This window comes from Actinoallomurus sp. CA-142502 (genome assembly GCF_050936355.1).
In the GTDB taxonomy this organism is placed as follows: Bacteria; Actinomycetota; Actinomycetes; order Streptosporangiales; family Streptosporangiaceae; genus Actinoallomurus; species Actinoallomurus iriomotensis.
In genome coordinates, this window is record NZ_JBNJMY010000002.1 from 77,369 (window position 1) to 96,758 (window position 19,390).

Annotated in this window: 36 protein-coding genes; 4 read left to right on the forward strand and 32 right to left on the reverse strand. The window is 70.2% G+C overall.

Annotated elements, in window-relative coordinates:
- Position 1: 1 nt before the first annotated feature.
- The 32 genes from ACQEV1_RS52950 to ACQEV1_RS53105 form a co-directional block, all read right to left on the reverse strand.
- On the reverse strand, positions 2-436 hold the full coding sequence (locus tag ACQEV1_RS52950; RefSeq protein ID WP_433389812.1) for a hypothetical protein: 435 nt from the start codon (positions 434-436) through the stop codon (positions 2-4).
- Complete coding sequence (locus ACQEV1_RS52955; protein ID WP_433389819.1) at positions 433-1,284, reverse strand: hypothetical protein; 852 nt, start codon at positions 1,282-1,284, stop codon at positions 433-435. Before ACQEV1_RS52955 ends, ACQEV1_RS52950 begins: the two co-directional genes overlap by 4 nt.
- Positions 1,285-1,500, reverse strand: a complete 216-nt coding sequence (locus tag ACQEV1_RS52960) for a hypothetical protein (RefSeq protein WP_433389821.1) — start codon at positions 1,498-1,500, stop codon at positions 1,285-1,287.
- Positions 1,497-2,402 carry a WhiB family transcriptional regulator gene (locus ACQEV1_RS52965; protein WP_433389824.1) on the reverse strand — a complete coding sequence of 302 codons (906 nt, stop codon included), beginning with the start codon at positions 2,400-2,402 and terminating at the stop codon, positions 1,497-1,499. Before ACQEV1_RS52965 ends, ACQEV1_RS52960 begins: the two co-directional genes overlap by 4 nt.
- Positions 2,402-3,172 (reverse strand): hypothetical protein, encoded by a 771-nt coding sequence (locus ACQEV1_RS52970; protein WP_433389827.1) that lies wholly within the window; start codon positions 3,170-3,172, stop codon positions 2,402-2,404. Before ACQEV1_RS52970 ends, ACQEV1_RS52965 begins: the two co-directional genes overlap by 1 nt.
- Positions 3,169-3,552 carry a hypothetical protein gene (locus tag ACQEV1_RS52975; RefSeq protein WP_433389829.1) on the reverse strand — a complete coding sequence of 128 codons (384 nt, stop codon included), beginning with the start codon at positions 3,550-3,552 and terminating at the stop codon, positions 3,169-3,171. The genes ACQEV1_RS52970 and ACQEV1_RS52975 overlap by 4 nt, the downstream gene beginning before the upstream one ends.
- Positions 3,549-3,692, reverse strand: coding sequence for a hypothetical protein (locus ACQEV1_RS52980; protein WP_433389832.1), 144 nt, complete (start codon positions 3,690-3,692; stop codon positions 3,549-3,551). Before ACQEV1_RS52980 ends, ACQEV1_RS52975 begins: the two co-directional genes overlap by 4 nt.
- The gene (locus ACQEV1_RS52985; protein ID WP_433389835.1) at positions 3,689-3,916 is read right to left on the reverse strand and encodes a hypothetical protein; all 228 of its coding nucleotides are present in this window, start codon (positions 3,914-3,916) and stop codon (positions 3,689-3,691) included. The genes ACQEV1_RS52980 and ACQEV1_RS52985 overlap by 4 nt, the downstream gene beginning before the upstream one ends.
- Complete coding sequence (locus ACQEV1_RS52990) at positions 3,913-4,386, reverse strand: hypothetical protein (protein WP_433389837.1); 474 nt, start codon at positions 4,384-4,386, stop codon at positions 3,913-3,915. The genes ACQEV1_RS52985 and ACQEV1_RS52990 overlap by 4 nt, the downstream gene beginning before the upstream one ends.
- Positions 4,383-4,610 (reverse strand): hypothetical protein, encoded by a 228-nt coding sequence (locus ACQEV1_RS52995; protein ID WP_433389840.1) that lies wholly within the window; start codon positions 4,608-4,610, stop codon positions 4,383-4,385. Before ACQEV1_RS52995 ends, ACQEV1_RS52990 begins: the two co-directional genes overlap by 4 nt.
- Positions 4,607-5,527 (reverse strand): hypothetical protein, encoded by a 921-nt coding sequence (locus tag ACQEV1_RS53000; protein WP_433389843.1) that lies wholly within the window; start codon positions 5,525-5,527, stop codon positions 4,607-4,609. Before ACQEV1_RS53000 ends, ACQEV1_RS52995 begins: the two co-directional genes overlap by 4 nt.
- Positions 5,527-5,928, reverse strand: coding sequence for a hypothetical protein (locus tag ACQEV1_RS53005; protein WP_433389845.1), 402 nt, complete (start codon positions 5,926-5,928; stop codon positions 5,527-5,529). Before ACQEV1_RS53005 ends, ACQEV1_RS53000 begins: the two co-directional genes overlap by 1 nt.
- On the reverse strand, positions 5,925-6,545 hold the full coding sequence (locus tag ACQEV1_RS53010) for a hypothetical protein (RefSeq protein ID WP_433389847.1): 621 nt from the start codon (positions 6,543-6,545) through the stop codon (positions 5,925-5,927). Before ACQEV1_RS53010 ends, ACQEV1_RS53005 begins: the two co-directional genes overlap by 4 nt.
- A complete protein-coding gene (locus ACQEV1_RS53015) occupies positions 6,542-6,913 on the reverse strand; it encodes a hypothetical protein (protein ID WP_433389849.1) in 372 nt (123 codons plus the stop codon). The genes ACQEV1_RS53010 and ACQEV1_RS53015 overlap by 4 nt, the downstream gene beginning before the upstream one ends.
- Positions 6,910-7,134, reverse strand: coding sequence for a hypothetical protein (locus ACQEV1_RS53020; protein ID WP_433389851.1), 225 nt, complete (start codon positions 7,132-7,134; stop codon positions 6,910-6,912). The genes ACQEV1_RS53015 and ACQEV1_RS53020 overlap by 4 nt, the downstream gene beginning before the upstream one ends.
- Positions 7,131-7,604, reverse strand: a complete 474-nt coding sequence (locus tag ACQEV1_RS53025; RefSeq protein ID WP_433389854.1) for a hypothetical protein — start codon at positions 7,602-7,604, stop codon at positions 7,131-7,133. The genes ACQEV1_RS53020 and ACQEV1_RS53025 overlap by 4 nt, the downstream gene beginning before the upstream one ends.
- Positions 7,601-7,912 carry a hypothetical protein gene (locus ACQEV1_RS53030; RefSeq protein WP_433389857.1) on the reverse strand — a complete coding sequence of 104 codons (312 nt, stop codon included), beginning with the start codon at positions 7,910-7,912 and terminating at the stop codon, positions 7,601-7,603. Before ACQEV1_RS53030 ends, ACQEV1_RS53025 begins: the two co-directional genes overlap by 4 nt.
- Positions 7,909-8,928, reverse strand: a complete 1,020-nt coding sequence (locus ACQEV1_RS53035; protein WP_433389860.1) for a hypothetical protein — start codon at positions 8,926-8,928, stop codon at positions 7,909-7,911. Before ACQEV1_RS53035 ends, ACQEV1_RS53030 begins: the two co-directional genes overlap by 4 nt.
- Positions 8,925-9,191 carry a hypothetical protein gene (locus ACQEV1_RS53040; protein WP_433389862.1) on the reverse strand — a complete coding sequence of 89 codons (267 nt, stop codon included), beginning with the start codon at positions 9,189-9,191 and terminating at the stop codon, positions 8,925-8,927. Before ACQEV1_RS53040 ends, ACQEV1_RS53035 begins: the two co-directional genes overlap by 4 nt.
- A complete protein-coding gene (locus tag ACQEV1_RS53045) occupies positions 9,191-9,697 on the reverse strand; it encodes a hypothetical protein (RefSeq protein WP_433389865.1) in 507 nt (168 codons plus the stop codon). The genes ACQEV1_RS53040 and ACQEV1_RS53045 overlap by 1 nt, the downstream gene beginning before the upstream one ends.
- Positions 9,697-10,047 (reverse strand): hypothetical protein, encoded by a 351-nt coding sequence (locus ACQEV1_RS53050; RefSeq protein WP_433389868.1) that lies wholly within the window; start codon positions 10,045-10,047, stop codon positions 9,697-9,699. Before ACQEV1_RS53050 ends, ACQEV1_RS53045 begins: the two co-directional genes overlap by 1 nt.
- Complete coding sequence (locus ACQEV1_RS53055; protein ID WP_433389870.1) at positions 10,040-10,483, reverse strand: hypothetical protein; 444 nt, start codon at positions 10,481-10,483, stop codon at positions 10,040-10,042. Before ACQEV1_RS53055 ends, ACQEV1_RS53050 begins: the two co-directional genes overlap by 8 nt.
- Positions 10,483-10,761, reverse strand: a complete 279-nt coding sequence (locus ACQEV1_RS53060; protein WP_433389873.1) for a hypothetical protein — start codon at positions 10,759-10,761, stop codon at positions 10,483-10,485. Before ACQEV1_RS53060 ends, ACQEV1_RS53055 begins: the two co-directional genes overlap by 1 nt.
- On the reverse strand, positions 10,754-11,386 hold the full coding sequence (locus tag ACQEV1_RS53065; RefSeq protein WP_433389875.1) for a hypothetical protein: 633 nt from the start codon (positions 11,384-11,386) through the stop codon (positions 10,754-10,756). The genes ACQEV1_RS53060 and ACQEV1_RS53065 overlap by 8 nt, the downstream gene beginning before the upstream one ends.
- Positions 11,386-12,363, reverse strand: a complete 978-nt coding sequence (recT, locus tag ACQEV1_RS53070; protein WP_433389878.1) for a recombination protein RecT — start codon at positions 12,361-12,363, stop codon at positions 11,386-11,388. The genes ACQEV1_RS53065 and recT overlap by 1 nt, the downstream gene beginning before the upstream one ends.
- 1 nt (position 12,364) lies before the next feature.
- A complete protein-coding gene (locus ACQEV1_RS53075; RefSeq protein ID WP_433389881.1) occupies positions 12,365-13,300 on the reverse strand; it encodes a YqaJ viral recombinase family protein in 936 nt (311 codons plus the stop codon).
- On the reverse strand, positions 13,297-13,581 hold the full coding sequence (locus tag ACQEV1_RS53080; RefSeq protein ID WP_433389884.1) for a hypothetical protein: 285 nt from the start codon (positions 13,579-13,581) through the stop codon (positions 13,297-13,299). Before ACQEV1_RS53080 ends, ACQEV1_RS53075 begins: the two co-directional genes overlap by 4 nt.
- Positions 13,578-14,234, reverse strand: a complete 657-nt coding sequence (locus ACQEV1_RS53085; protein ID WP_433389886.1) for a hypothetical protein — start codon at positions 14,232-14,234, stop codon at positions 13,578-13,580. Before ACQEV1_RS53085 ends, ACQEV1_RS53080 begins: the two co-directional genes overlap by 4 nt.
- A complete protein-coding gene (locus ACQEV1_RS53090; RefSeq protein WP_433389889.1) occupies positions 14,231-14,965 on the reverse strand; it encodes a hypothetical protein in 735 nt (244 codons plus the stop codon). Before ACQEV1_RS53090 ends, ACQEV1_RS53085 begins: the two co-directional genes overlap by 4 nt.
- Entirely contained in the window at positions 14,962-15,267 is a 306-nt protein-coding gene (locus ACQEV1_RS53095; RefSeq protein WP_433389892.1) for a hypothetical protein, read from the reverse strand. Before ACQEV1_RS53095 ends, ACQEV1_RS53090 begins: the two co-directional genes overlap by 4 nt.
- Positions 15,268-15,346: 79 nt before the next feature.
- Positions 15,347-15,538, reverse strand: a complete 192-nt coding sequence (locus ACQEV1_RS53100; RefSeq protein WP_433389895.1) for a helix-turn-helix domain-containing protein — start codon at positions 15,536-15,538, stop codon at positions 15,347-15,349.
- The gene (locus tag ACQEV1_RS53105; RefSeq protein WP_433389897.1) at positions 15,538-15,765 is read right to left on the reverse strand and encodes a hypothetical protein; all 228 of its coding nucleotides are present in this window, start codon (positions 15,763-15,765) and stop codon (positions 15,538-15,540) included. The genes ACQEV1_RS53100 and ACQEV1_RS53105 overlap by 1 nt, the downstream gene beginning before the upstream one ends.
- A gap of 184 nt (positions 15,766-15,949) precedes the next feature.
- On the opposite strand from ACQEV1_RS53105, the gene ACQEV1_RS53110 reads away from it, so the two are divergent.
- The 4 genes from ACQEV1_RS53110 to ACQEV1_RS53125 all read left to right on the forward strand — a co-directional run bounded on the left by ACQEV1_RS53110 (position 15,950) and on the right by ACQEV1_RS53125 (position 19,243).
- On the forward strand, positions 15,950-16,462 hold the full coding sequence (locus ACQEV1_RS53110; RefSeq protein ID WP_433389900.1) for a hypothetical protein: 513 nt from the start codon (positions 15,950-15,952) through the stop codon (positions 16,460-16,462).
- 147 nt (positions 16,463-16,609) lie between these two features.
- The gene (locus tag ACQEV1_RS53115; protein WP_433389903.1) at positions 16,610-17,665 is read left to right on the forward strand and encodes a hypothetical protein; all 1,056 of its coding nucleotides are present in this window, start codon (positions 16,610-16,612) and stop codon (positions 17,663-17,665) included.
- Between the two features lie 44 nt (positions 17,666-17,709).
- On the forward strand, positions 17,710-19,038 hold the full coding sequence (locus ACQEV1_RS53120; RefSeq protein ID WP_433389905.1) for a tyrosine-type recombinase/integrase: 1,329 nt from the start codon (positions 17,710-17,712) through the stop codon (positions 19,036-19,038).
- 40 nt (positions 19,039-19,078) lie between these two features.
- Positions 19,079-19,243: a ribbon-helix-helix domain-containing protein gene (locus tag ACQEV1_RS53125; RefSeq protein WP_433389908.1), complete on the forward strand. Its 165-nt coding sequence runs from the start codon at positions 19,079-19,081 to the stop codon at positions 19,241-19,243.
- Positions 19,244-19,390: the final 147 nt, after the last annotated feature.

The following is a 19,390-nucleotide window of genomic DNA, read 5'->3' on the forward strand; positions in this document are numbered from 1 at the left end:
GTCAGGCTCCGATCGTGAGCTGGGCGGCGGGGCGGTAGCGGCGTATGGCGGTGGCGCGCTGGGCGGCGATGCGCTGGTCCATGGGGAGTCGCTGGATCTCGGTGATGACTCGGTCCGTGATGCGCTTGGGGTCGTCGTCGCGGCGGCAGAGGGCGCAGCGGCCGAGGACGCCGCCGTGCGGCTGGCAGAGCGGGACGTCGTCGGGCTCGCTGGGGAGGGCCGGGGTGGTCGGCTGCGGTGCGGGGGCGGGCGCCGGCCGTTCGGCGGCGGACGCCGTGGCGGCCGGTGGCGTGGGGTCGGCGCCGGCCATGGCGGCGCGGAGCTCGGTGTCGGTGAGGGCGTCGCGGCAGGGGCCGCAGTATCCGAGTTTTCGGGGGAATCGGCTGCGGAGCGCGGTTTCGCATTTCCGGCAGTGGGAGTAGCCGATGGCGTTCATGCGGCGTTTCCTTTCTGGGCTCGGTATGCGGCGCGTGCGGCGTGGACGACGCGGAGGGTGACGGGGGTGTTCGTGCCGAGTTCTTTTCCGGCGGCGTCCATGTATTCCTGGCCGTCATTCGGCAGGGCGGACAGGTATTCGGACGCTTCGGGGTAGGTGGGGTCCCAGCTGTTGGGGTCGCTCGTCCGGGTCGTCGGCGGGGCGGCGGCCGGGGTGGCGTCTTCCTCTTCAGGTGGGTCGGTGGGATCCATCGGAGGGGAGGGATGTTCTTTAGAGGGATTCTCTTTAGAGGGATTGGGGTCCGGTTCCCCGGAGGCTTTCTCCCTCATAGGGTCCGGTTGGCCGGAGGCTTTCGGGCCAATGGGTCCGGTTCCCCGGAGGCTTCCGTCGTCGAAGGTTCCGGTTCCCCGGAGGCTTTCGTCCTCGGCCGGAGCGTTCTCCACAGCACCGTCCCCAGGGTTATCCACAGGGCCGGAGGGGTCGTCGTCGGACGGGCGGGGCAGCGCGACGGACGCGGGAAGCACCGGAAGAATGAACTTCATCGCCCGCCCGCGATGCGCGAATACCGGCGCACTGGCCTTCGTGTAGCCGACCACGATCCGCGTTTCCAATTCCCTTTCCGCGAGCCCATTCAGCGCGGCAGACAACGCGCTTTTCTTCAATCCCGTCACCTCCATCAGGTACTCAAACTGCGTGCATCCATCGAGCGTGTGGCTCCACATTTCGCGGTTACGGTCGTTGGCTCGCTCGGCGATGGCGGACAGCACCATCCGCTGCGAGACGTTCAGGCCCTCGGCTGCCGGTGTGCGCAGCCACGCGTGGACCTCGCCGACGAGACGACCGCTCATTCAGCTCCTGCTTTCCGGGGACACGGGGGTGGCCTGTTGCAGCGCCGTGGCGAGCTGCGCGGCGTTCCGCGCGGCCCTCTCAGGGGTGATAGGTCTCAGCCGTTCCGCGAGGCGCTCAGCGACCGGCGGGGCGTCACGCTCACGCACGAGGGCGACGGGGTCCCGGACACGCTCACGCTCCAGGTCCACCGCGCTGGCGGGGCTTTCGCGGCTCATGCGTTCACCGAGCCGGCGTGGTCGCGGTCGTACGCCTCCCGGACCTCCTGCGGGATGCGGCCCCGCGGCGGGCACTTGATGCCACGGCTGGCCGCCCACGCACGGACGTCCTTCGGGTTCGGCCCGTCGCCGGCGGGGCGCCGTCCGGTGGTCTTGCCCGGGCGGAGCTCCTGCAGCTTCGCCCGCCGGGCAGCGAGCTGTTTCTCCAGCGCGGCGATCTCATCGAGGACCTGCTGCTCGACCGCCTCGGTCTTGACCCGCCGCTGGAGGTCGTCGACGGCGGCACGGACCTTCTCCGCCGTGGTCCGGGTCGTGGGCAACGAGGAATTCTCGCCGCGCCGGAGGAGCTCCTCCAGGCCCGACAGGTCTAGGTCGTCGACGTCGCTGTCGTCGGCCTGGTCGTGCTCGGACAGGTCGACCGCGGTCTCGCCGGCGGTGTCGTCGTGGCGGATGCCGACGATGACCGTGTCGCTGTGCGGGTCGAGGGTCCAGCCCGCCTTGCCGTTGATCAGGGCGGTGACACGCTGGCGCGGCCAGCCGTGCTCCTGCGCGACCGCCTTGACCGTTTGGCCGTTGAGCAACGCCGCGGTGACGTCGGTGGCTTCATTGGTTTCGTCGGTTTCATCCATGGTCGTCTCCGTGGTGATGCGGTCGGCGGGGTCGCGGCGGGCCCGGAAGCGAGGCGGCCTGCGGCGGGCGGCCGGGCGCATGCCGCGCCGCTCCTTCGGGGTGGTGCCGCCCCAGAACCCGTCGAGGCCGTCGGCCACCGCCTCGATGAGGCAGTCCTCCCGGACAGGGCAACGGGAGCAGAGCCTGCGCGTCGAGGCGGCCACGCCGCCGACCGGGAAGAACAGCTCGGGATCCATGCCGCGACACGCGGCTTCGTCTCTCCACCCCGACATCACGCACCCGGGTCCGGGGCGTCATCGCCAGGGCGCCGTACGCCGCGAGGGCGGTGACGCGGATCGTCGATCCGGTCGTCATCCCACGCCGCCGGCGGCGCGTGCCCGAGCGACCGCGCCTTGACCGCGGCGCTCTTCGACGGCCCCGGCCGCGCAGACAGCTCGCGGTACACCGCGTTGATCCGCCGGGCGAGCGCGACCGAGATCTGCCGCGACGGCAGGATCTCGGTGGCCAGCGTGCTCTTGGTCGTGCCGGCGCGGCGGGCGACCTCCTCGGCGGGCCAGCCCATCCAGGCGAGGGCCTGGACGCGGCGGCGGGAGCCGGTGGAGTCGATGCCACGGCGGTTGTCCGGCGGCGGTGTGAGCGGTACGGACAGCAGTGCCTCAGCGGATTCGGGCCACAGCCGTTGGGTTCGCCCGGTCGCGAGGAAGATCGGCACGTTGGGGCTCACGCCTGCGGCTTCCGCGATCTGCCGCCACGTCCACCCCATGTCGCGGAGCCGCTGGATGCGTGCTCGGATCTCATCGGTGTCGGTCACCCACCCGCACAGGCCCATGCGGCGGCGCCGGTTGTAGCAGGCGTTGCACCGCCCGCGGCGGTCTTGCGGGGTGAGGACGCGGTTGCAGCCGAGCGTCCCGCACGTCGTCTTGGTGGTGGCGGTCCCTGCGCGGCGTCGGCGGGGGCGCCCGCCCGCGGCCGGGAGTGCCGCGGGCGGGCGGGTGCCCGGCGCGTGGGCGGTGGTGGCGCCGGGCGTAGGGATGGTCGTCATGAGGTCGGTGCCTCCTCGGCGGCCTGGTAGTCCCTGCAGGCGGGCCACCAGGCGCGTACATCGGTGCCCGCGCCGCGCGTCACACGTGGGGCGGTCTTGTCCGTGACGGCGAACAGGCACTTGGGGAACCGGCCGTCGTTGTGCGTCAGCACCTGGCGGAAGCCGCAGGTGCCGCAGCGGAGGCCGGGCGCCGTACGGTCGTCGGCCGCCGCCGCCGGGTGGAGGCCGAGCGGGAAGCCAAGCGCCAGCTCGAGCGGGTGCCGCCTGCGGGTGAGGGCGTCGGCCTGGCGGAGCGTGCGGCGCCGGTCGGCGGACAGCTTCTCGGTCGGCTCGGGCGTACCGACCTGCGTCGGGTCGACGTCGAACAACGTGTCGCTCATGCGTCCCCCAGGTCTGGTTCGTCGATGTGCTCGGCGACCTCGGCCGCGCCCGCGAGGGCGACGAGTGCGAGCGCGAGGACGAGGACGACCGGCAGGGCGAGGACGACAACGACGCCGCCAAGCCGTAGGGCACGGTTCACCGCGCGCCTCCCATGAAGTGCCAGAGCAGGCCCATCGCGGCGATGCTGATGCCGGGTTCCCAGCCGCGCTGGTAGGCGAGTGCGCAGGCGAGGCCGATGGCCGCGGCGATGAAGAGCCGTGCGGCCAGCGTGAGGAGGAACTCCTCGACGGGTGGCTGGCGGGAGGCCGCGCTCTGGGCGTCAGCGGGTGTGCGCGCGGCCTCCCGAGTCTGTGTGATGGTCACGTGGCACCCCGCACGAACTTCGAGGTCCAGGTGATCGTGGCGGCCCGCAAGGCGGTCGAGAAGCCGGCGGTCCCCTCGCCCTGTACCTCCTCGACGCCCTTGGCCATCACGCGCTCGCCCTCGGCCGCGAGCTCGTTGGAGACCTGCTCGCGTACGTGGGTCTCGTGCGCCGGCAAGACAGCGGTGATCACCGCGCGGGCGCCCCAGTGGGTGACGGGTTCGTACAGCACCTCGCCGTCACGGACATCGCGGCCGCGGGGCAGGAAGGCTCCCGGGTCCGAGATCGCGAGACGGGTGAGCTTGACGAGGTCATCCGGCCGGTCAGCTGGCTCAGGCAGGACCGCGGCCAAGCCGAGGCGCATGGTCTGGACGTATTCGTCCGGGCAGTCGTCCAGGCTGGTGACCGGCCAGTCGCAGGCGGCGCGCAGGGCGGTCAGCAACTGCTCGTCGGTGACGTCGTTGGGCGTCATCGGATCCACCCCGTCCGCACGATGGCCTCGACGAGCTCCTCGTCGGCGAGGAGGTCGTCCGCGATCGCGTCGTACTCCATCTGCTGGGCCGGGTCCGGCAGGTCCGCGATGCGCTCAGGGTGGCGGCCCATCTCCTCGAGGAGGTGGGTGCCAGCACGCCAGCGGCGGTAGTCCGCGATGAGCAGGTCGATCCGGTTACGGAGGCAGGCGAGCAGGTACCTCACAGGAGCCGCCCCTGGCCGCCGTCCTGGATGAAGTCCCGCACCTCGGCCCAGCGGCGGGACACCTGAGTGAGCAGCTCGCGGTCGGCCTCCATCGCCGCGGTGTCGCGATCCCAGAGGCCTTGATCGCGCCACCGGCCGATCTCGTCCTCGATGAGTTGGCCGAGCGTGGAGGGGTCGAGGGCGTCGAGTTCCCAGGAGGAGTGGCCGTGCCGTCGGATGTAGCCGTCGGCGCGTGAGTCGGTGAGCTTCGCCGGGTTCGGCGGGGGACGGTACTGCTGGACCTGGTCCATGTTCAGCGCGATCCGGATGACCTTGACGTCCGCCTCGAAGAGCTCCAGGCGCTCGGCGATGTCGCGGGTCATGTCGATCCCGGAGGGATCGTGGTCGCCCAGGTGAATCACGATCGGCTGCTGGCCGGCGTCCTGGTACCGGATCATCCGCTGGGCGGCGCCCCACAGTTCGGACTGGGAGGTGTAGCCGCGGCAGGAGAAGTAGTCGACGTCGTTGCGAGCGCAGACACCGCTGATCACGCCGACGAGGGCGTCCTTTTCGATCCAGACCTCGACCCGATGCGGCTGGCTGGCCCAGCGTTCGGTGCGGTAGCTGTACGCGGTCGAGTCGATGATCTGGTCGGGCGAGTCCCAGTGCGACAGGCCGCGTAGGCTCCGGGTCCGGTCGACGAGGTGACGCCAGTCGAGCAGGCCGGCGAGGCGGGCGTTGCTGATGATCTCCCCGAGGCGCTTGTACTCCTTCTGCGCGTTGGGGATCCAGCCGCGCGCGACGAACTGGTAGTACAGCTGCCTCAAAGTGAGGTCGTAGCCCTGGTCGGCGTACTCGCGGCAGATCTCCTCAGCGCGGCGAATGATCGCTTCGCTCTTGGTGGTGAACCGCTTCTCGACGTACACGATCTTCGGCATCAGGCACCTGCCCAGTAGTCGTGCCCGGTGACGTCGTGCTCGTACGCCGCGTCCGGGTCGGTTTCCTCCCGGTCGCACGGCCACGCTGCGGTCGGGTCCGGGACGATCAGCCGGCCGTGGTCGGGGCAGGGACCGTGCACCGCGCGCCAGGCGCAGATCCCGCCGGGCAGGCCTTCGGCACGAGCGGCGCAGACCCAGCCGCGGGCGGTGTCGGACCAGACGATGGGCGCGCGACGTTCGGCCGCGTCCCAGTGCCTGGCCTCGGCCTGGTCGACATCGGCGAGGTCCGTGGCAGGCGCGGCCCAGTCGATCGGAGTGGCCGTCCGACGTTCGACGTAGACAACGCCGGCGAGGGCGGCGACCACGGCGAGGATGAGGACGACGGCGATGGCGGTGATCACTGGCCCTCACCGGCCTTGGCCTCGTCCTGTGCCTCGACGGTGGCGTAGTACTGCGAGAGCGGCACGCGCTCCCAGATCGCCAGGTCGACGTGATGCACGAGCCGGATGGTGCGCCAGTGCTCGTCGTCGCCGAGGTGTTCCTCGCGCTCCGGTCCGTCGGCCGGGATTTCCGGGATCGCGTCGATCGTCCAGGTGACGTAGACGGCACCGGCCATCTCGCGGAGGCCGGGCGAGCGGAGACCTTCGTCGGACGGCCGGTCGGCGGGCATCCCCGGCAGGTGGGCCTGCGGCATGTCCGGCACCGGGCAGGCCTGGATCTGCGCCGCGATGGCCCGGCCGGCCTGGGTACCGCGATGCGGGGTAAGGCCCTCGACCCGGCCGCGGCGCTTGCGGAGCCGCCACCCGGTCGGAACCGGGTCGCCGTCGCGGTACTCGACGCCGGCGATCCAGCGCTGGCCGAGGCCTCGGCCGACGAGGAAACCGCGGTCGGTGAAGCCGAGCTCCTTCAGCAGCTCGGCGGCGTCGGCCTGCCACTGCTTCACGTCGGCGTGGTACTTCGCGAGTGTGGCGAGAACGTCGGGGTGGGTGCTTCGGTAGGCGATCAGCTTCTCGGTCACCGGTCCTCACCACCAGCGGACCGCTGCCGGTCGGCGGCCTCCTTGGCCAGATCATCGGCGAGGTAGGCGATGACGTTCACCAGAGCCGTGGGGTGCATCCCGCCGACCGCGTAGGTGCCGAGAAGCGACGAGATGGCGAGCAGAATGTCCGAGGCGGTGCCCGGGTCGACCTGCAACAGGTGGTCGTCGTCTCGTATGAGACGGTGCAGGCTCTCCGCGGCTTTGCTCATCGCGGCGTACGGGCGCTCGTGGGCGTACCTGCGACGCTGCTCACGGATGACCGAGAGCATCAGGTCACGGTCGAAACGGGTCGTCGCGACGAAGCCGTGCGCGGCGTAGTGCTGCCGGATCCGGTCCTCCGGGGTCATCGGTCACTCACCTCGATTTCGGCCTCAGCGGCCCAGTCGGGCAGGCCGGTGACCTTGACGCCCAAGGCGCTCGCGAGGGTGATCAGCAGGCCGTACGCCTCGGTGCGGGTGGAGCGCATGTGCTGCTTCGAGCCGGCGGACAGGTGGAACCCTCGGTCGTCGGTGCGGACCCGCACGCGGGCCCCGTCCGGGGTCTGGGTACGGCGGTAGGTGGTGCTCATTGGCCGGCACCGCCGTTCAGGGCGAATGCCTTGGCGAGGCCGCCCAGCTCGGCACCGCCGATGTCGTAGCCCTTACGTACGGCGCGCTCGACGATGTCTTGGGCTGCGGACCACCCGGACGCCTGCTGCTCCAGCTCGGCGATCCGGCACCACGGGCAGTGGATGTCGTCGCGGGTGTTCGGGCAGCCGTTGTGGACCGCGCCGACCTTGTCGAGGTGCTCGCGCTGCCGCTTCACCTGGGCGAGCAGGTCGGGCAGGCGGTTGTGCGCTTCGACGATGGCCTCGGCATCGTTCTTGGCCGTCGTGCTGGTGATGTTCTCGGCGACGTACTCGCCGGTCCCTCCCGCCTTCGGTGCCCAGATGCCGATCTCGGGGTAGCCGTCGCCGTTGTCGTCTTCGGTGACCTCCCAGGGCCCGGCGGTGGCCAGATCATGGAGGTCACGGAGGCGTCGGATCTGTTCGGGGGTCATGCGGTCCTCGCGGTGAACGGTCGAGCGTCAGGGACGGTGGTGGGCGCGGCAGGGACCGTCGCCTCGAACCGGGCCCGGCGGCGGTGCGTCGGCCGGATGTGGTGGGTCACGCCCGGCCGGCCGTGCCGGTGGTAGTCGCGGCGGCGGGCGGTACGGGTGCGCCACAGCACCCACCTCCACATGGCGGCCACGAGCGCGGCGAGGAGGGCGGCGACGGCGGCGGGCAGGCCGTGCGCGGCGAGCAGCACGGCGACGACGATGATGGCGGCCGCGGCGGCGATGGCGAGCCAGGCGTAAGCGGCGCTCACCACGCACCACCGGTGAGCTTGCGGGCAACAGCGACAGCCTCAGCGCCAGGCGGGGTCGCACCGGCGATGCGGACGGCGTCCCAGTGCCGCGCTGCCTCGTCCAGCAGGGCGGCGAGCGGCCCTGCGGCCGCGGCGAGGCGGTGCCGCCGTTCAGCCTGGTCCGCGATCGGGCCGCGCAGGTACTCGACGGCCTGGCGGATCAAGTCCGCAGCCTCCGCCGGGTCGACGTCGTCTGGCGCGGTGACGTGGGCGCCGGTGGTGTCCGGGTGGGGGCAGCGCTCGCAGACGCGGTACCCGGCGCGCCACTCGCTGGCCGCGACCCGGTGGCCGCAGGTGCCCACGACGTAGCCGGGCTGGTCGGGGATGTCGCTGCCCGGCGCCGGGTACGTCATTGCGTCGCTGTCGGTCTCGCCGTCGTCCTCCTGCCCCATGAGCCGCTGGCGGATCGCGGTCATGGCGTCGTCCAGCTTGATCTCGCCGGCGTTCAACTGGGCGATGACGTTGACGAAGCCGCAGCGGCTGCACAGGTCGCCCATCAGGGGGTCGGGAATCCAGTGGCAACCGCCGACGCAGGCGTTGTTCTCCGTACAGCCGCAGACCCGGCAGCGAGCCTCGCCGACGGAGTCCTCCTCGTCTCCGTCGGCACCCCGTCGCCACGACTCCAACGCGTCCTGCATCCGCGTTTCGAGGTCGTGGGCGGCGCGCATCATCACGCAGGCGCCTACACCGCCACAGTCGTCACGGTCCGGGTGGATCTGGTCGTGCTCGTCCTCGATCGCGCGCCACCGATCGGCCAGCCGATCGAACTCGGCGTCGTAGCGACTCGCGCCGCTGGGCGTCTCGCCGCCGACGGCAGTGAGCGGCCGTAGCAACGCCAGGGCGTCGGCCAGCGCGAGCAAGCCTCGTGCCTGTGCCTCGGCGGCGAGGGCGGCTCCCACAGTGGGGTCATTGCCATCGCCGTAGGTCCAGTGGTTGGCCTGATCGGCCAGGCGCTCGGCCTCGGAGTAGTGCTTCACGGGACCAGCACCCCCGGGATTTCCCGCTCGGCTACGACGACCTGCGCGAGTGCGGTGTCGCGCCGCACGATCACCGGCTTGCCGTCGAGGGTCAGGACGCGGCGGTGGCTGCCGTGCGGCGTCCACGTCGCCCCGGTGGGGATCTCACGGCGGAGGTACTCCTCGGCGAACTCCTGGGCGTCCTCGACGCTGGGTTCCACGCCGAGCTCGAGGTCGACGCCGCGGGTCTCGGGGTCGTACAGGTGTGCGCTCCAGACGGTCATCACGCCGACGCACCCCCCGGCCGGCCGTTCTGCACCAGCGGCATGTGCCCGTCGTGGCGGGTGTCCAGCGCGGAGCCGAGTTCGGGTCCTACCGGGACCACGCCCGGCGGCAGGACACCGTTCTCCGGTGCCGCGCCCGCGACCGGCTGACCGGCCTGCTCGGCGACATCGGCCGGCGGATCGTACGGTGCGCCAGGCACGAGGGGCGGGAGGTTCATCGCCGCACGTTTCTCGTTGACCATGTCGGCCAGGTCGTCGGAGGAGTCCGACATGCTCGCACCGACGTTGTGGGCCTTCTCTGCCGTCGTGCGATGCGCCATGGCGGTCCGTTCGGCAGCGACCGCGTCCTCGGTGGCGTTCTTCTCGATCTGGGCCTGCTCGGCGGCCATGCGGCGGAGCTTCAGGTGCTCACCCCACATGCTGCGCAGGGTCTCCTCGTTGCGAACCACGAGTGCGGCCGGGGCCGGGGCGCTCGTGGCGGTCTTGGTGTCCCTGTTGCCGCGCATCACGCACTCGCCTTCCGACTGTGGAATCGGGTCCAGACCTTGACCCGGAAGTCGTTGAACGTCCCGTCGGCGAAGACGTCGTGCCAGGCGACGCCGTCCTCATAGGTGCCGGAGTCCTCAGCTACGTCGACCTCCAAGAGGTCGGCCCAGAAAGCGACGTCGTCGCGCCGCTCCTCGTCGCTTTGGTTGGAGCGGACGAGGCCCTCCAGGCGAACGTCGTACGCGGACATCTCCCAGGTCAGCTCAGGCATGTCCTCGACCTTCAGCAGCTTGACGAGGGCCTGGGCGGCGGCGAGCTGTTGCTTGCGGGTGCTCGCTTCGGGCGGCCGGGTGGTGGGATGATCATTCATGGCGCTCGGCTCCTTCCGAGAGTTCGTGATGCGCCTTCTCTGGGGCGGCTTCCGACCGGGCCGGGTCGGAGGCCGCTTCGTCTTCGGTGGTCATGCGGGCCGCGCGCAACGCGAGCAGCCGGGCCTTCCGCTGCTCCGGGAGCGGGGCCATCCAGCCGTGCCAGCCGGCGAGCTTCGTCCAGCGCTGGGCGTGCTCGCGGTCCTCGATGCCGCACCAGCGGCAGCCGGACGGCGGCATGAGGATCAGGTCCTTCCTGAGGTCCTTCATCAGGCAGGTGACCGCGGCCTCGTACTCCCGCGCCTCCGCGAAGGGAATGCGCATCTCGGCCGCGGCCTGATCGACGGTGAGGCCTTCCGCTCGGTGCTCCTGGTAGGCGAGCAGTTCTCGGAGGAAGAAGCGGCGGGCCTCGGGCATCGTCAGGTGCTGGGTCGCCATCAGCGCACCGCCTCAGCAGGCACGGCCGCCGGCTGTCGCGCGGCGGCCGACTGGTGGCCGGTGACGAGCTGGACGGCGGCGACGTGCGCGCAGCCGGTCTCCTGGCACGAGCAGCCCCAGCGACCAGCAGTCAGCCGCACCAGGTGGGTGGACCTGTAGCCCTCGACATACGCCAAGACGTCTCGAGGCTTACGGTCGTCGCCAGCCCCGAGCGCGTAGGAGATCAGGACCTTGCCGTCCCGCAGGTACGCGAGAGCTTTCGCGCGGGTGTCAGGCATCGCCGCCCCCCACGGGAGTCCAGAGCCGTCCGAGCTTGCCGTGCTTGATCAGCAGGCCCTCGTCGGCGAGCTGGTTGAGGAGCGTGCGGAGTCGTTCCGGGGCGATCCACCGGCCGGGAAGAGCGTGGCTGGCGCGGTGGACGGTCCAGTTGCCGCCCTCGGTCTGTACGGCGTCGCGCAGGATGTCGATAGAGGCCTCACCGCTCCGTCCGCGGAGCCGGGCCCGGAGCTTGGTGATCTCGCCATGAAGTCGGTCGATCTCGACGTCGCGTTCCTGCTGGCGTCGGGCTGCCGCCTTGCGTTCCCGCCGGATGTCCGAGTAGGAGCGGAACTGCCCGTAGGTCGCGCGGGCCACCTGACAACCCGTGCAGAGGCACTGATTCCGACCGTCGTCGGTGTAGGTCGGGTGGCCGGCGAGAACCTCAGCGAAGACCTTCCGCGCGTGCTCCAGCTCGGCGCGCCATTCCTGCCGGTCCTCCGCTGTCTCCGCCTCGCGGCACAGGCAGGCGAACCGGTGGTTGGTGCACAGCGGGTAGCGCGGGTCGAGGGTGTTGCGGGGCAGGTCGGCATGGAGCTTCTGACCGTCGTGAAAGGTCACAGTGGACAGGGGAACCAGGGCGCTCATCAGGCCTCACCGCCCGGCTCTGCGACCGACGGCCAGGAGCCCTCGCCGCTCTTCCCCGCGGCCTCGGCGTCGGCCTGCGCGGCGGCCTCGGCGTCCGGGTCGTGCGGCGCCGCACCCTCACCCGAAACGTTGTCGTCCGGGGCTTCAACCTCACCGGCGATGGTGCGGGTGACCTCGGAGGCGTCCATGTCGGGGGTGACGTCGAGGCGTACGCCCTCGTCGACCGCGAGCGCGACGGCCAGCTCGGTCGACATCGGAAGGAGCTTGATGATGCGGCGGACCATCGTCTTGTGCGCCATGGCCTCGAACTCGGTCTTCCACGGCCCGACGACCTCGCCCTGCTTGTTCTTGGCCATGGCGTACTTGTCGCGGTGCGCCTCCATGTCGGCCTGCGTCATCGGGTCGGTGAGCGCGTAGCCGCCGTCCTTCAGCCGCGCGACCGCGTAGTAGAGGCGCGGCTCACCGCGCGGCCCGTCCAGGTGGGGCCGGTGGACGAGCGTGTCGCCGGCCAGGCCGTACACCAGTTCGTACTCGTCCTGCGTGTACACCGTGCGGGGCGTGATGTTCAGGACCTGGCCGGACTGGTAGCACAGCTTCGCGTAGCCGCGGTATCCGATGACGAGCTGCGCGGCGTACCCGCCGCGTGGGCGGCCCCGCTCGTCGACGTTCGCCTTCTTGTCCCAGAACGGCAGGAGCCAGGCGTGTCCGAGCGCTCCGACACCGGGGCGCAGGCCGAGCTGCGCGCACGTCATCAGCCCGCCCAGCACGCTCTGCGGGTCGCACTGTGCGAGGTTCTTTGTGGTCCGGACGCAGGTGAGAGCGTCGCGGATGAGCTGGCCGGCCTCGGCACCTCGCGGCATGGCGAGCTGGAACGCCTTGTGCATCGACTGGATCTGCTGGGCCAGGGTCTGCTGCGCCGGAGCGGTCTCGTTCTGCTGGCGCTGCACGGCGGCCCGCTGGGCGAGGTTGCTTCCCACCTCAGGACTCCTTCAGCTTGCTGTTGAAGACCCGGAAGTGGGTCTCGGTGATCACGTCGGCGGCGGCTTCCGGGTACCGCGCGCGCAGGGCCGCGAAGTCCGCCTTCTCTTTGGTCTGGTTGCGGCGGGTGGCGACGAGCCGGTCGCCGTAGTACGCCTCGGTGGCGTCGCCCATCACGTGCGCGAGCTCGGCCCGGATGGCCTTCTTCCGCATCTCGGCGGCGCTGTACTTGGCGTGCTCGTCGCCGTACTCGCGGAGCTTGGCCATGAATTCGGCGTCGACGTCGATGCGCTTGCCGGGGACGCCGGTCGGGAACAGGCGCTTGACGAGCGCCTCGGCGGCCTTGCCGCCCTCCAGCGGCGGCGGTGTGCGGGCCTCGACCATCCGCCACAGGTCGAGCTCCATCGCGCGGATGTCGGCGATCAGCGCGTCGTCGCGCTCGACCCGGCGGATGACGGGCGGTTCACCGCCGATTTGCGCGACCACCCACGCGTGCGTCCGGCCCGTCACGCCTAGGTAGTGCTGAGACTGTGCTTCGGCGCCGTCAGCGACCTGGTCGTCCTCCCACTCGCCCCGGCGGTGGTAGTTCGTGTTCTTGATCTCGACGATGCCGCCGTCGTCGGACTCGGCGTCGACCGATGCCTGCTGGTGCGGGTGCTCGATCGAGCGCATCAGGCCCTTGCGGCGTACCGGGATGCCGGTGCGGTCGGTGAACCATTCGAGGATCGCGGCCTCGACGATCTGCCCCCACCGCATCCGGTCGGTCGGCTCCCGCTCTGGGGCCTCGCCGATCTTGTCGAGGTAGACCTCCAGCCGGGTCTTCCACGGGTCCAGACCGAGCGCAGCCAGGGCGTCGGAGCCGCCCATGCCCTCACGGCGGGCCTTCAGCCACACGTCCCGAGGCGCGTCGTACGGCAGCACCAGTTCGGCCGTCACCGGCCCACCCCCGTGGTCTCGTCCTCGTCAGCGGTCTGTCGCAGAGCCGCGGTGAGTGCCTCGATGAAGCGCTCGTAGCCGTACGCCTCACCGATGCCGACGCCGACCAGGCGGCCAGCCGACTCGATCGAGAACCCCTCGGAGCGGTGCGCGAAGAACCGCTGCATCCGGCGGAGCAGCCGGGACATCTCCGCGGTCTCCGCTCGGCGAATCCGCCGACGCTGCGCGGTCTTCTGCGCCTTCCGGGCGGTCTTACGCCACAGGCGCGTCTCAGGCCTCATGACCGGCCCCCGACCAGCGGGCGGAGCGCATCCTCGACCAGCGCCCGACACCGATTCGCCCAGGCCTCACCATCGCGCCACTCGGGGTCGAGCTGGTCGTAGTTCACGTCACCGCGTTCGGCGTCCTGGAAGGCCAGGAGCTGCGCCTCCAGCTCCTCGACCGCGTGCCAGCCCTGTTCGAGGGTCAGGTGCGGGGCGAGGTCGTTGAGCGCGTCTTCGATGAACGCGTCGGTGACGCCCGTGCCCTCGGCGAGGCGGCCGGCCTGCGCGGCGGCGCGCTGGTTGATGTGCTGGTGCGCGAGCCACTCCCAGGCCTCGGCGAGCTGGGCGTCGGTGAGCTCGACCGGGAGACCGGCCGACAGCCGCGAGTGGCAGCCCCGGCACAACTGCCGCAGTTGCCCGTCGCGGGGGTCCTCACCGGTCGCCAGGTCCGGGAGGGCCTGCCAGCACCGCCAGCAGCGGGACGGCGCCCGGCTCGGCTGGACCGGGTACAGGATCGGCGCGCCGTTCATGGCGTTGGTGAGGCGCCGGTACTCGGCGGCCTCCGCGCGTCGTACGCCGTGCTCGGCCTGCCGCGCCGTCCGCTCGTGCTGGAGCTGCTGCTCGTGACGTTCGGCCGCTTCTTGATAGCGGTTCTGGGTGCGGGTGGTCATCGGGCGCCCCCGGCCTGCCACAGGTGGGTGCGCTTCTGCTCCTCGACGATCGCGCGGGTCGGCGACTCTGCCTGCCAGTCACCGGCCGAGCACTCCGCCTTGTAGCCGACGTGCGGCTGGTCGCAGGCGGCGGTGGACTTCAGGCCGCAGACGGTGCCGTCCTTGTGCGTGCGGCGGATCGGCGCGGTGTGCCGGGCGGTCTTGCGCTGTTCCGCCTTCAGCTCCTTCAACGCCTTCTCGACCATCCAGATCGCGAGGGGGACCTGCTGGTCGTTGAGCGAACCGAGGCCGAAGCGGTGGCGGAGCAATATGAACGCGGCGTCGATGAGGCGGTCCTCGACCATCGACGGCGGCCGGCCTGATCCCGCGCCGACGTGTGTCGCGGTCCGGACAGCGTCGATGAGCTTGGCGGCCCACCTGGGCAGCGGCTCTTCGGTGGCCTCGGCGTCGGTGTCGGCCGGGTCGCCGCCAACGTAGATCGCGCCGTACGTGCGGGCGGTGCCGCGTGCGGCCTCGCCGATCGACCCGCCGGGCAGCTCCGACGCGGTCGCGCAGACCGCCGCGAGCTTGCCGTGGTGGCGCTCGACGACGGCCCGCTCACCGATGTGGTCGGCGTACTCGCCCTGCGGCCACCGGGCACGCGCGGTCTCGACGTCGACGCGTTCGACCGTGATCGTGTGCGGCTGGCCGGCGAGGTCGTCGCGCTGGACGGTGATGATCGGGGTGCTCATCGCAGGCCCCCGAACAGGCCGCGCTCGTCGACCTGGGCGAGCACCGAACCGTTGGGCAGCCGGACGCGGCACCGGAAGTCCAGCGGGCACAGGCTCGCCACGGTGACGGGTTCCCCCCAGAGGGACTCGTCGAGGCCCCAGTACGTGAGGTGATCGCCTGGCTCGACCAGGTGGTAGCCGACGGCACCCGGCTCGGCCGGCTGCGGCTTCGGCTGGTGGCTGGCGCGGTAGGCCTCGGCCTGGATGCCGTACGCCACGGCGGCGATCAGCGCACCGGCGCGGTGGCTAGGCTTCGTGATCACGGCCTGCTCCGTTCTGTAGAGGGGATGGGGTTGGCCGGAGGGCTCTGACCGGTCGCGACGGTCGGGGCCCTCGCCCTTTTCAGGGGGCGGGCGGGAGGTTCTGGGCGTACTCGCGGAGGGCGTCGACCGGAACGAGACGGCGGCGGCCCTGGCGGACGGTCCTCAGCGCTCCGGAGCGGACGAGCTTCCAGGTCGTGGTGCGGCCCAGGCCGATGCGCTCGCCGGCCTCCGGCCACACGTCCAGCAGGACCTTCTCTTCGGTGGCGGCCATCAGGCGCTCAGCTCGGCGTGGGCGGGGACTTCGGACATCCGGCGGATCTCGGTGATGTCCTCGTCGGCGAAGCGGATGACTCTCGGGCTGAGGCGGCGGTGAGGGACTCGGCCCTTCTTCGCGGCCTGCATCAGCCAGTGGCGCGTGACGTTCAGCATCCCGGCCGCCTCTTCTGGCAGGTGGAGCACCTGGTCAGGAGGCGATCCGGTGTGAGGGGATGACGACATGGCTGTGACCGTACGCGTATAGACGCGTTTTTACAAGTCTTGAGACACGCCGAAACGCGTCTTCGGACGTCTCGGCACGTCTTTGCATCTCAAGATTCGCTAACACTCGCCAAAGTCCGATTTGACATCTACAGTCGGCGAGACGGGAGCGACCCGCGGCTCCCACAGACCTGGACTGAGGGACATGGACACCAGCAGCTACCCGGCGGAGGCGTGGAAACGTCTCGGCCGAGCGGTCAAGGCGCGCCGAAACCACCTCGGGATGACCCAGCCCCAGGTCGCCACATCCGGCGGCCCATCGACCGCAGTCGTCAGCAAGATCGAGCGAGCGGCTCAGCAGGGCTACGAAGACGCCGTGATCGTCAAGCTCGAGAACGCGCTCGGCCTCCGGCGCGACGCCGTGGAAGGTCTACTACGGACGCCGGACAAGACCCGATTCGATGAGGAGGACATCAGCCGCCAGCAGGAAGCGGCACGCACCGAGCGGGTCCTCCCGCGTGGCGACGTACGAGCCGAAGTGCCGGCCTACGTGACCCGCGACCAAGTCGAGGACTGGGAGTGGGAGATTTGGACACAGCTCTCGTTGCTCAGCGACGATGACAAAGCGCTCATGATCGAATTCATGAAGGGCGTGCGTCGGCGTGCCGCGCGAGCAGAGGCTGGCCAGGACGCCGCCGGGCGGCGACTTACGGGCTGACCACCCGTCGTCCATCACTGTCAGTAATAACGCATTAGTAACAGAAGTAATAAGAAGGCCCTGTAAGCAACCGAACACCCGTTGCGGCGCGTCCGTAACTATGGACCCCGGAGACCATCGAATCTGCCTGTCTGATTCGGAGGCTCCATGAGTAGGACCCCCACGGACTTTCGAGTCCGCCACCTCGAACGTCAGCTCGCCGCTGCGCGGGCCGTCGGCGACCACGCCTGGGACCAGGGCTACGCCGAGGGCCTCAGGCACAGCAGATTGGAGATCCCTCAGGCATTCACCGACGCTCTGCGCTACGGGAGCGCGCACGAGCACTACCCCGTGCCGCTCCTCGACGGCCAGGTCACCATCGTCCTCGCACGCAATGGAACCGGCCGACCCAACGAGCGCACTGAGGCAGCCGTGTGGGAGGCACTCGAACGCGTCCGGCTGGACATCACTGACCAGGTGCTGGCCGGAGTGCGGTTCGTGCAACGCCGGGAGCTGCCCAGGCAACTCGCGGTAGCGATCTGGCATCACCATGACCGCGCCGCGATCGTCGCCAACACGACGACATCCCGGCCGCGGCTGCGCGCCGCCCTGCGGTCCCAGTACCACGGCTGGGCACTGCTGCCGGTCATCGGCTGGACGCTCGCCCGGCGACTGGGCCGCTGCGTCACGCACATGCTCGCGCCGGCTACGACGACGACAGTGGCCGTGGCATCCGCGGCGGCCGTGACGGTCATCGCCACCGTGCCGCCCGGCAGTCTCACTCTGGCCGAGCGGGGCGCCGATCCGGTCGTGCACACCGACCGGCCCTCACCCCTGGCCTACGACCCGGTCACCCATCCCCGCGCCCGGAAGACGACGCCCCCGCAGAGGGAACCGGCCGCCAGCTCTGCGCAAAAGCATGTGCCGGCACCTCTGCCGACCACGGCGCCGGAGGATCCGCCAGAGGCGGCAGCTCCGACGGACCCGCCGACCGAAACGCCGACGCCCGATCCCTCCCAGACGCCGAGCACACCGCCAGACGGGCAGCAATCCCCGCCCGGGAGCAGTCCGGTCGCGTCCCCGACGCCGTCGCCGGTGCCGTCGGAGGACAACGCCGACGAGGACCGGCCGGGCGGTGACCTGGCGCCAGGAGAGCAACTGGGCGGCGGGGACGCATGCCTGCTCGACCTGCTCCGAGGTCAGGGCTGCGATCCGGCCAGATAGCTTCCACCTCGCCACCCATTCCCTCCACGGCCCTGGAGACACGCATGTCCAAACCCGAGGAAACCCCTTCCCCTAGCAAGAAGCAGGGCGCTAGACGCACCCGGGGAAACAGAGAAGGAAAGCCGTACAAAACTGCCAAGGGATGGTGCGTCAAGGCGTACTTCGAGGACGGGAAACCGAAGTACATCTACGGCAAGACCGCAAAGGAATGCAACGACAAGCGGAAGAAGTTCTACGAGGAGCTGGAGGCGGGCGGCCCGATCACCATCGGGAAGAACATCAAACTCGGCGAGTATCTAGAGAAGGTGTGGCTGGCCCAGACGCTGCAACAGCGCCTTGAGATGGGGATCATCACGCAGTCGACTTTCGACTCCTACCGTGGCTCCTGCGAGGGACACATTATCCCCGATCTCGGACACATCGAAGCCGTCAAGCTTTCGACATCGGATGTACGGAAGTGGCATCTCGATATGCTGCAGAAGCCGTCCGCGAAAACGCCTCGTAAGAAACTCCGGCCTGGGGAGACGGAGCTGCCACCGCCGCCTCGGCTGAGCCGCCGCACGGTGGTCATCCACCACAGCGCCCTTCGGAAGGCCTTGGCCGACGCCCTGGCCGACGACGTGGTGAAGAAGAACGTCGCGAAGCTCGTGGCCGTGCCGACCACCGGCAAGTCCAAGTCGAAGCGGAAAGCCTTGACCCGGGATGAGGCCGCGCTGCTCCTGGCCGAAGCGTCCCGGGATCGTTTCTGGGTCTACTGGCTGACCGTGCTCGGCCTCGGCCTGCGCCGCGGCGAGGGCCTGGGCATGCTCTGGACTGGTGTCGACTTCGAGCAGAACACGGTCGCGCTGGAATTCTCCGTGCAGCGGCTGCGCGGAGAGAAGGACGAAAAGACCGGCCGCCGCCGAGGCCGTCTGGTCGCCAAGCAGCTGAAGACCGAGGCGTCCGAGGCCACGGTGCCGGCGCCACCGCTGGTCATGGAAGCGCTGAAGGCGCACAAGGAGGCCCAGGACGCCGAGCGGAAGGATGCGGAGGTGTGGGTGAACCCCGACCTGGTCTTCGCGACGCACCTAGGCACGATGCTGGAGCCTCGGAACATGAACCGGGCCTGGGCGGAAGTCTGCGACCGGTCGGGCATCGGCCGGCGCGTGCGGATCCATGACCTGCGGCACGCGATGGGGTCGTTCCTGTTCGATGCCGGGATCGACTTGAAGGTGATTCAGACGGTCCTAAGGCACACCCAGCTGGCCACCACGGCGGACATCTACACGCACGTCTTCCAGGAGGCCCAGCGTCAGGCCGCGGCACAGATGAATGGTGTGCTCGTCGACCTCCAGGCGCGGCGGGACCAGCGTGACGTGAGGAAGACCGGGTGAACCGCTCGACGGATGTAGTCACTTGTAATACGTTGACCGCGTGAGCGACCGCAATCCGACGTCCGTGCGCCTGACTCCGGAACAGGAGAAGGCACTGGAGGAGATCGGGGAGCGGGAGGATCGATCGCAGTCGTGGCTCATCCGTAGGGCGATCGACGAGTTCATCGAACGGCACGGACAGAAGGAAGGGGGTGCCTCGGAGTGAGCGACACTCCACGACATTCAGCGACACGAACGCCGCTGGTGTACGCGCTGGTGTACCAACGCCAAGGGCGCCCCTTGCGATCAAGGGACGCCCTGGTCAAACGGTGCGCAGCCGGAGGGATTCGAACCCCCAACCTTCTGATCCGTA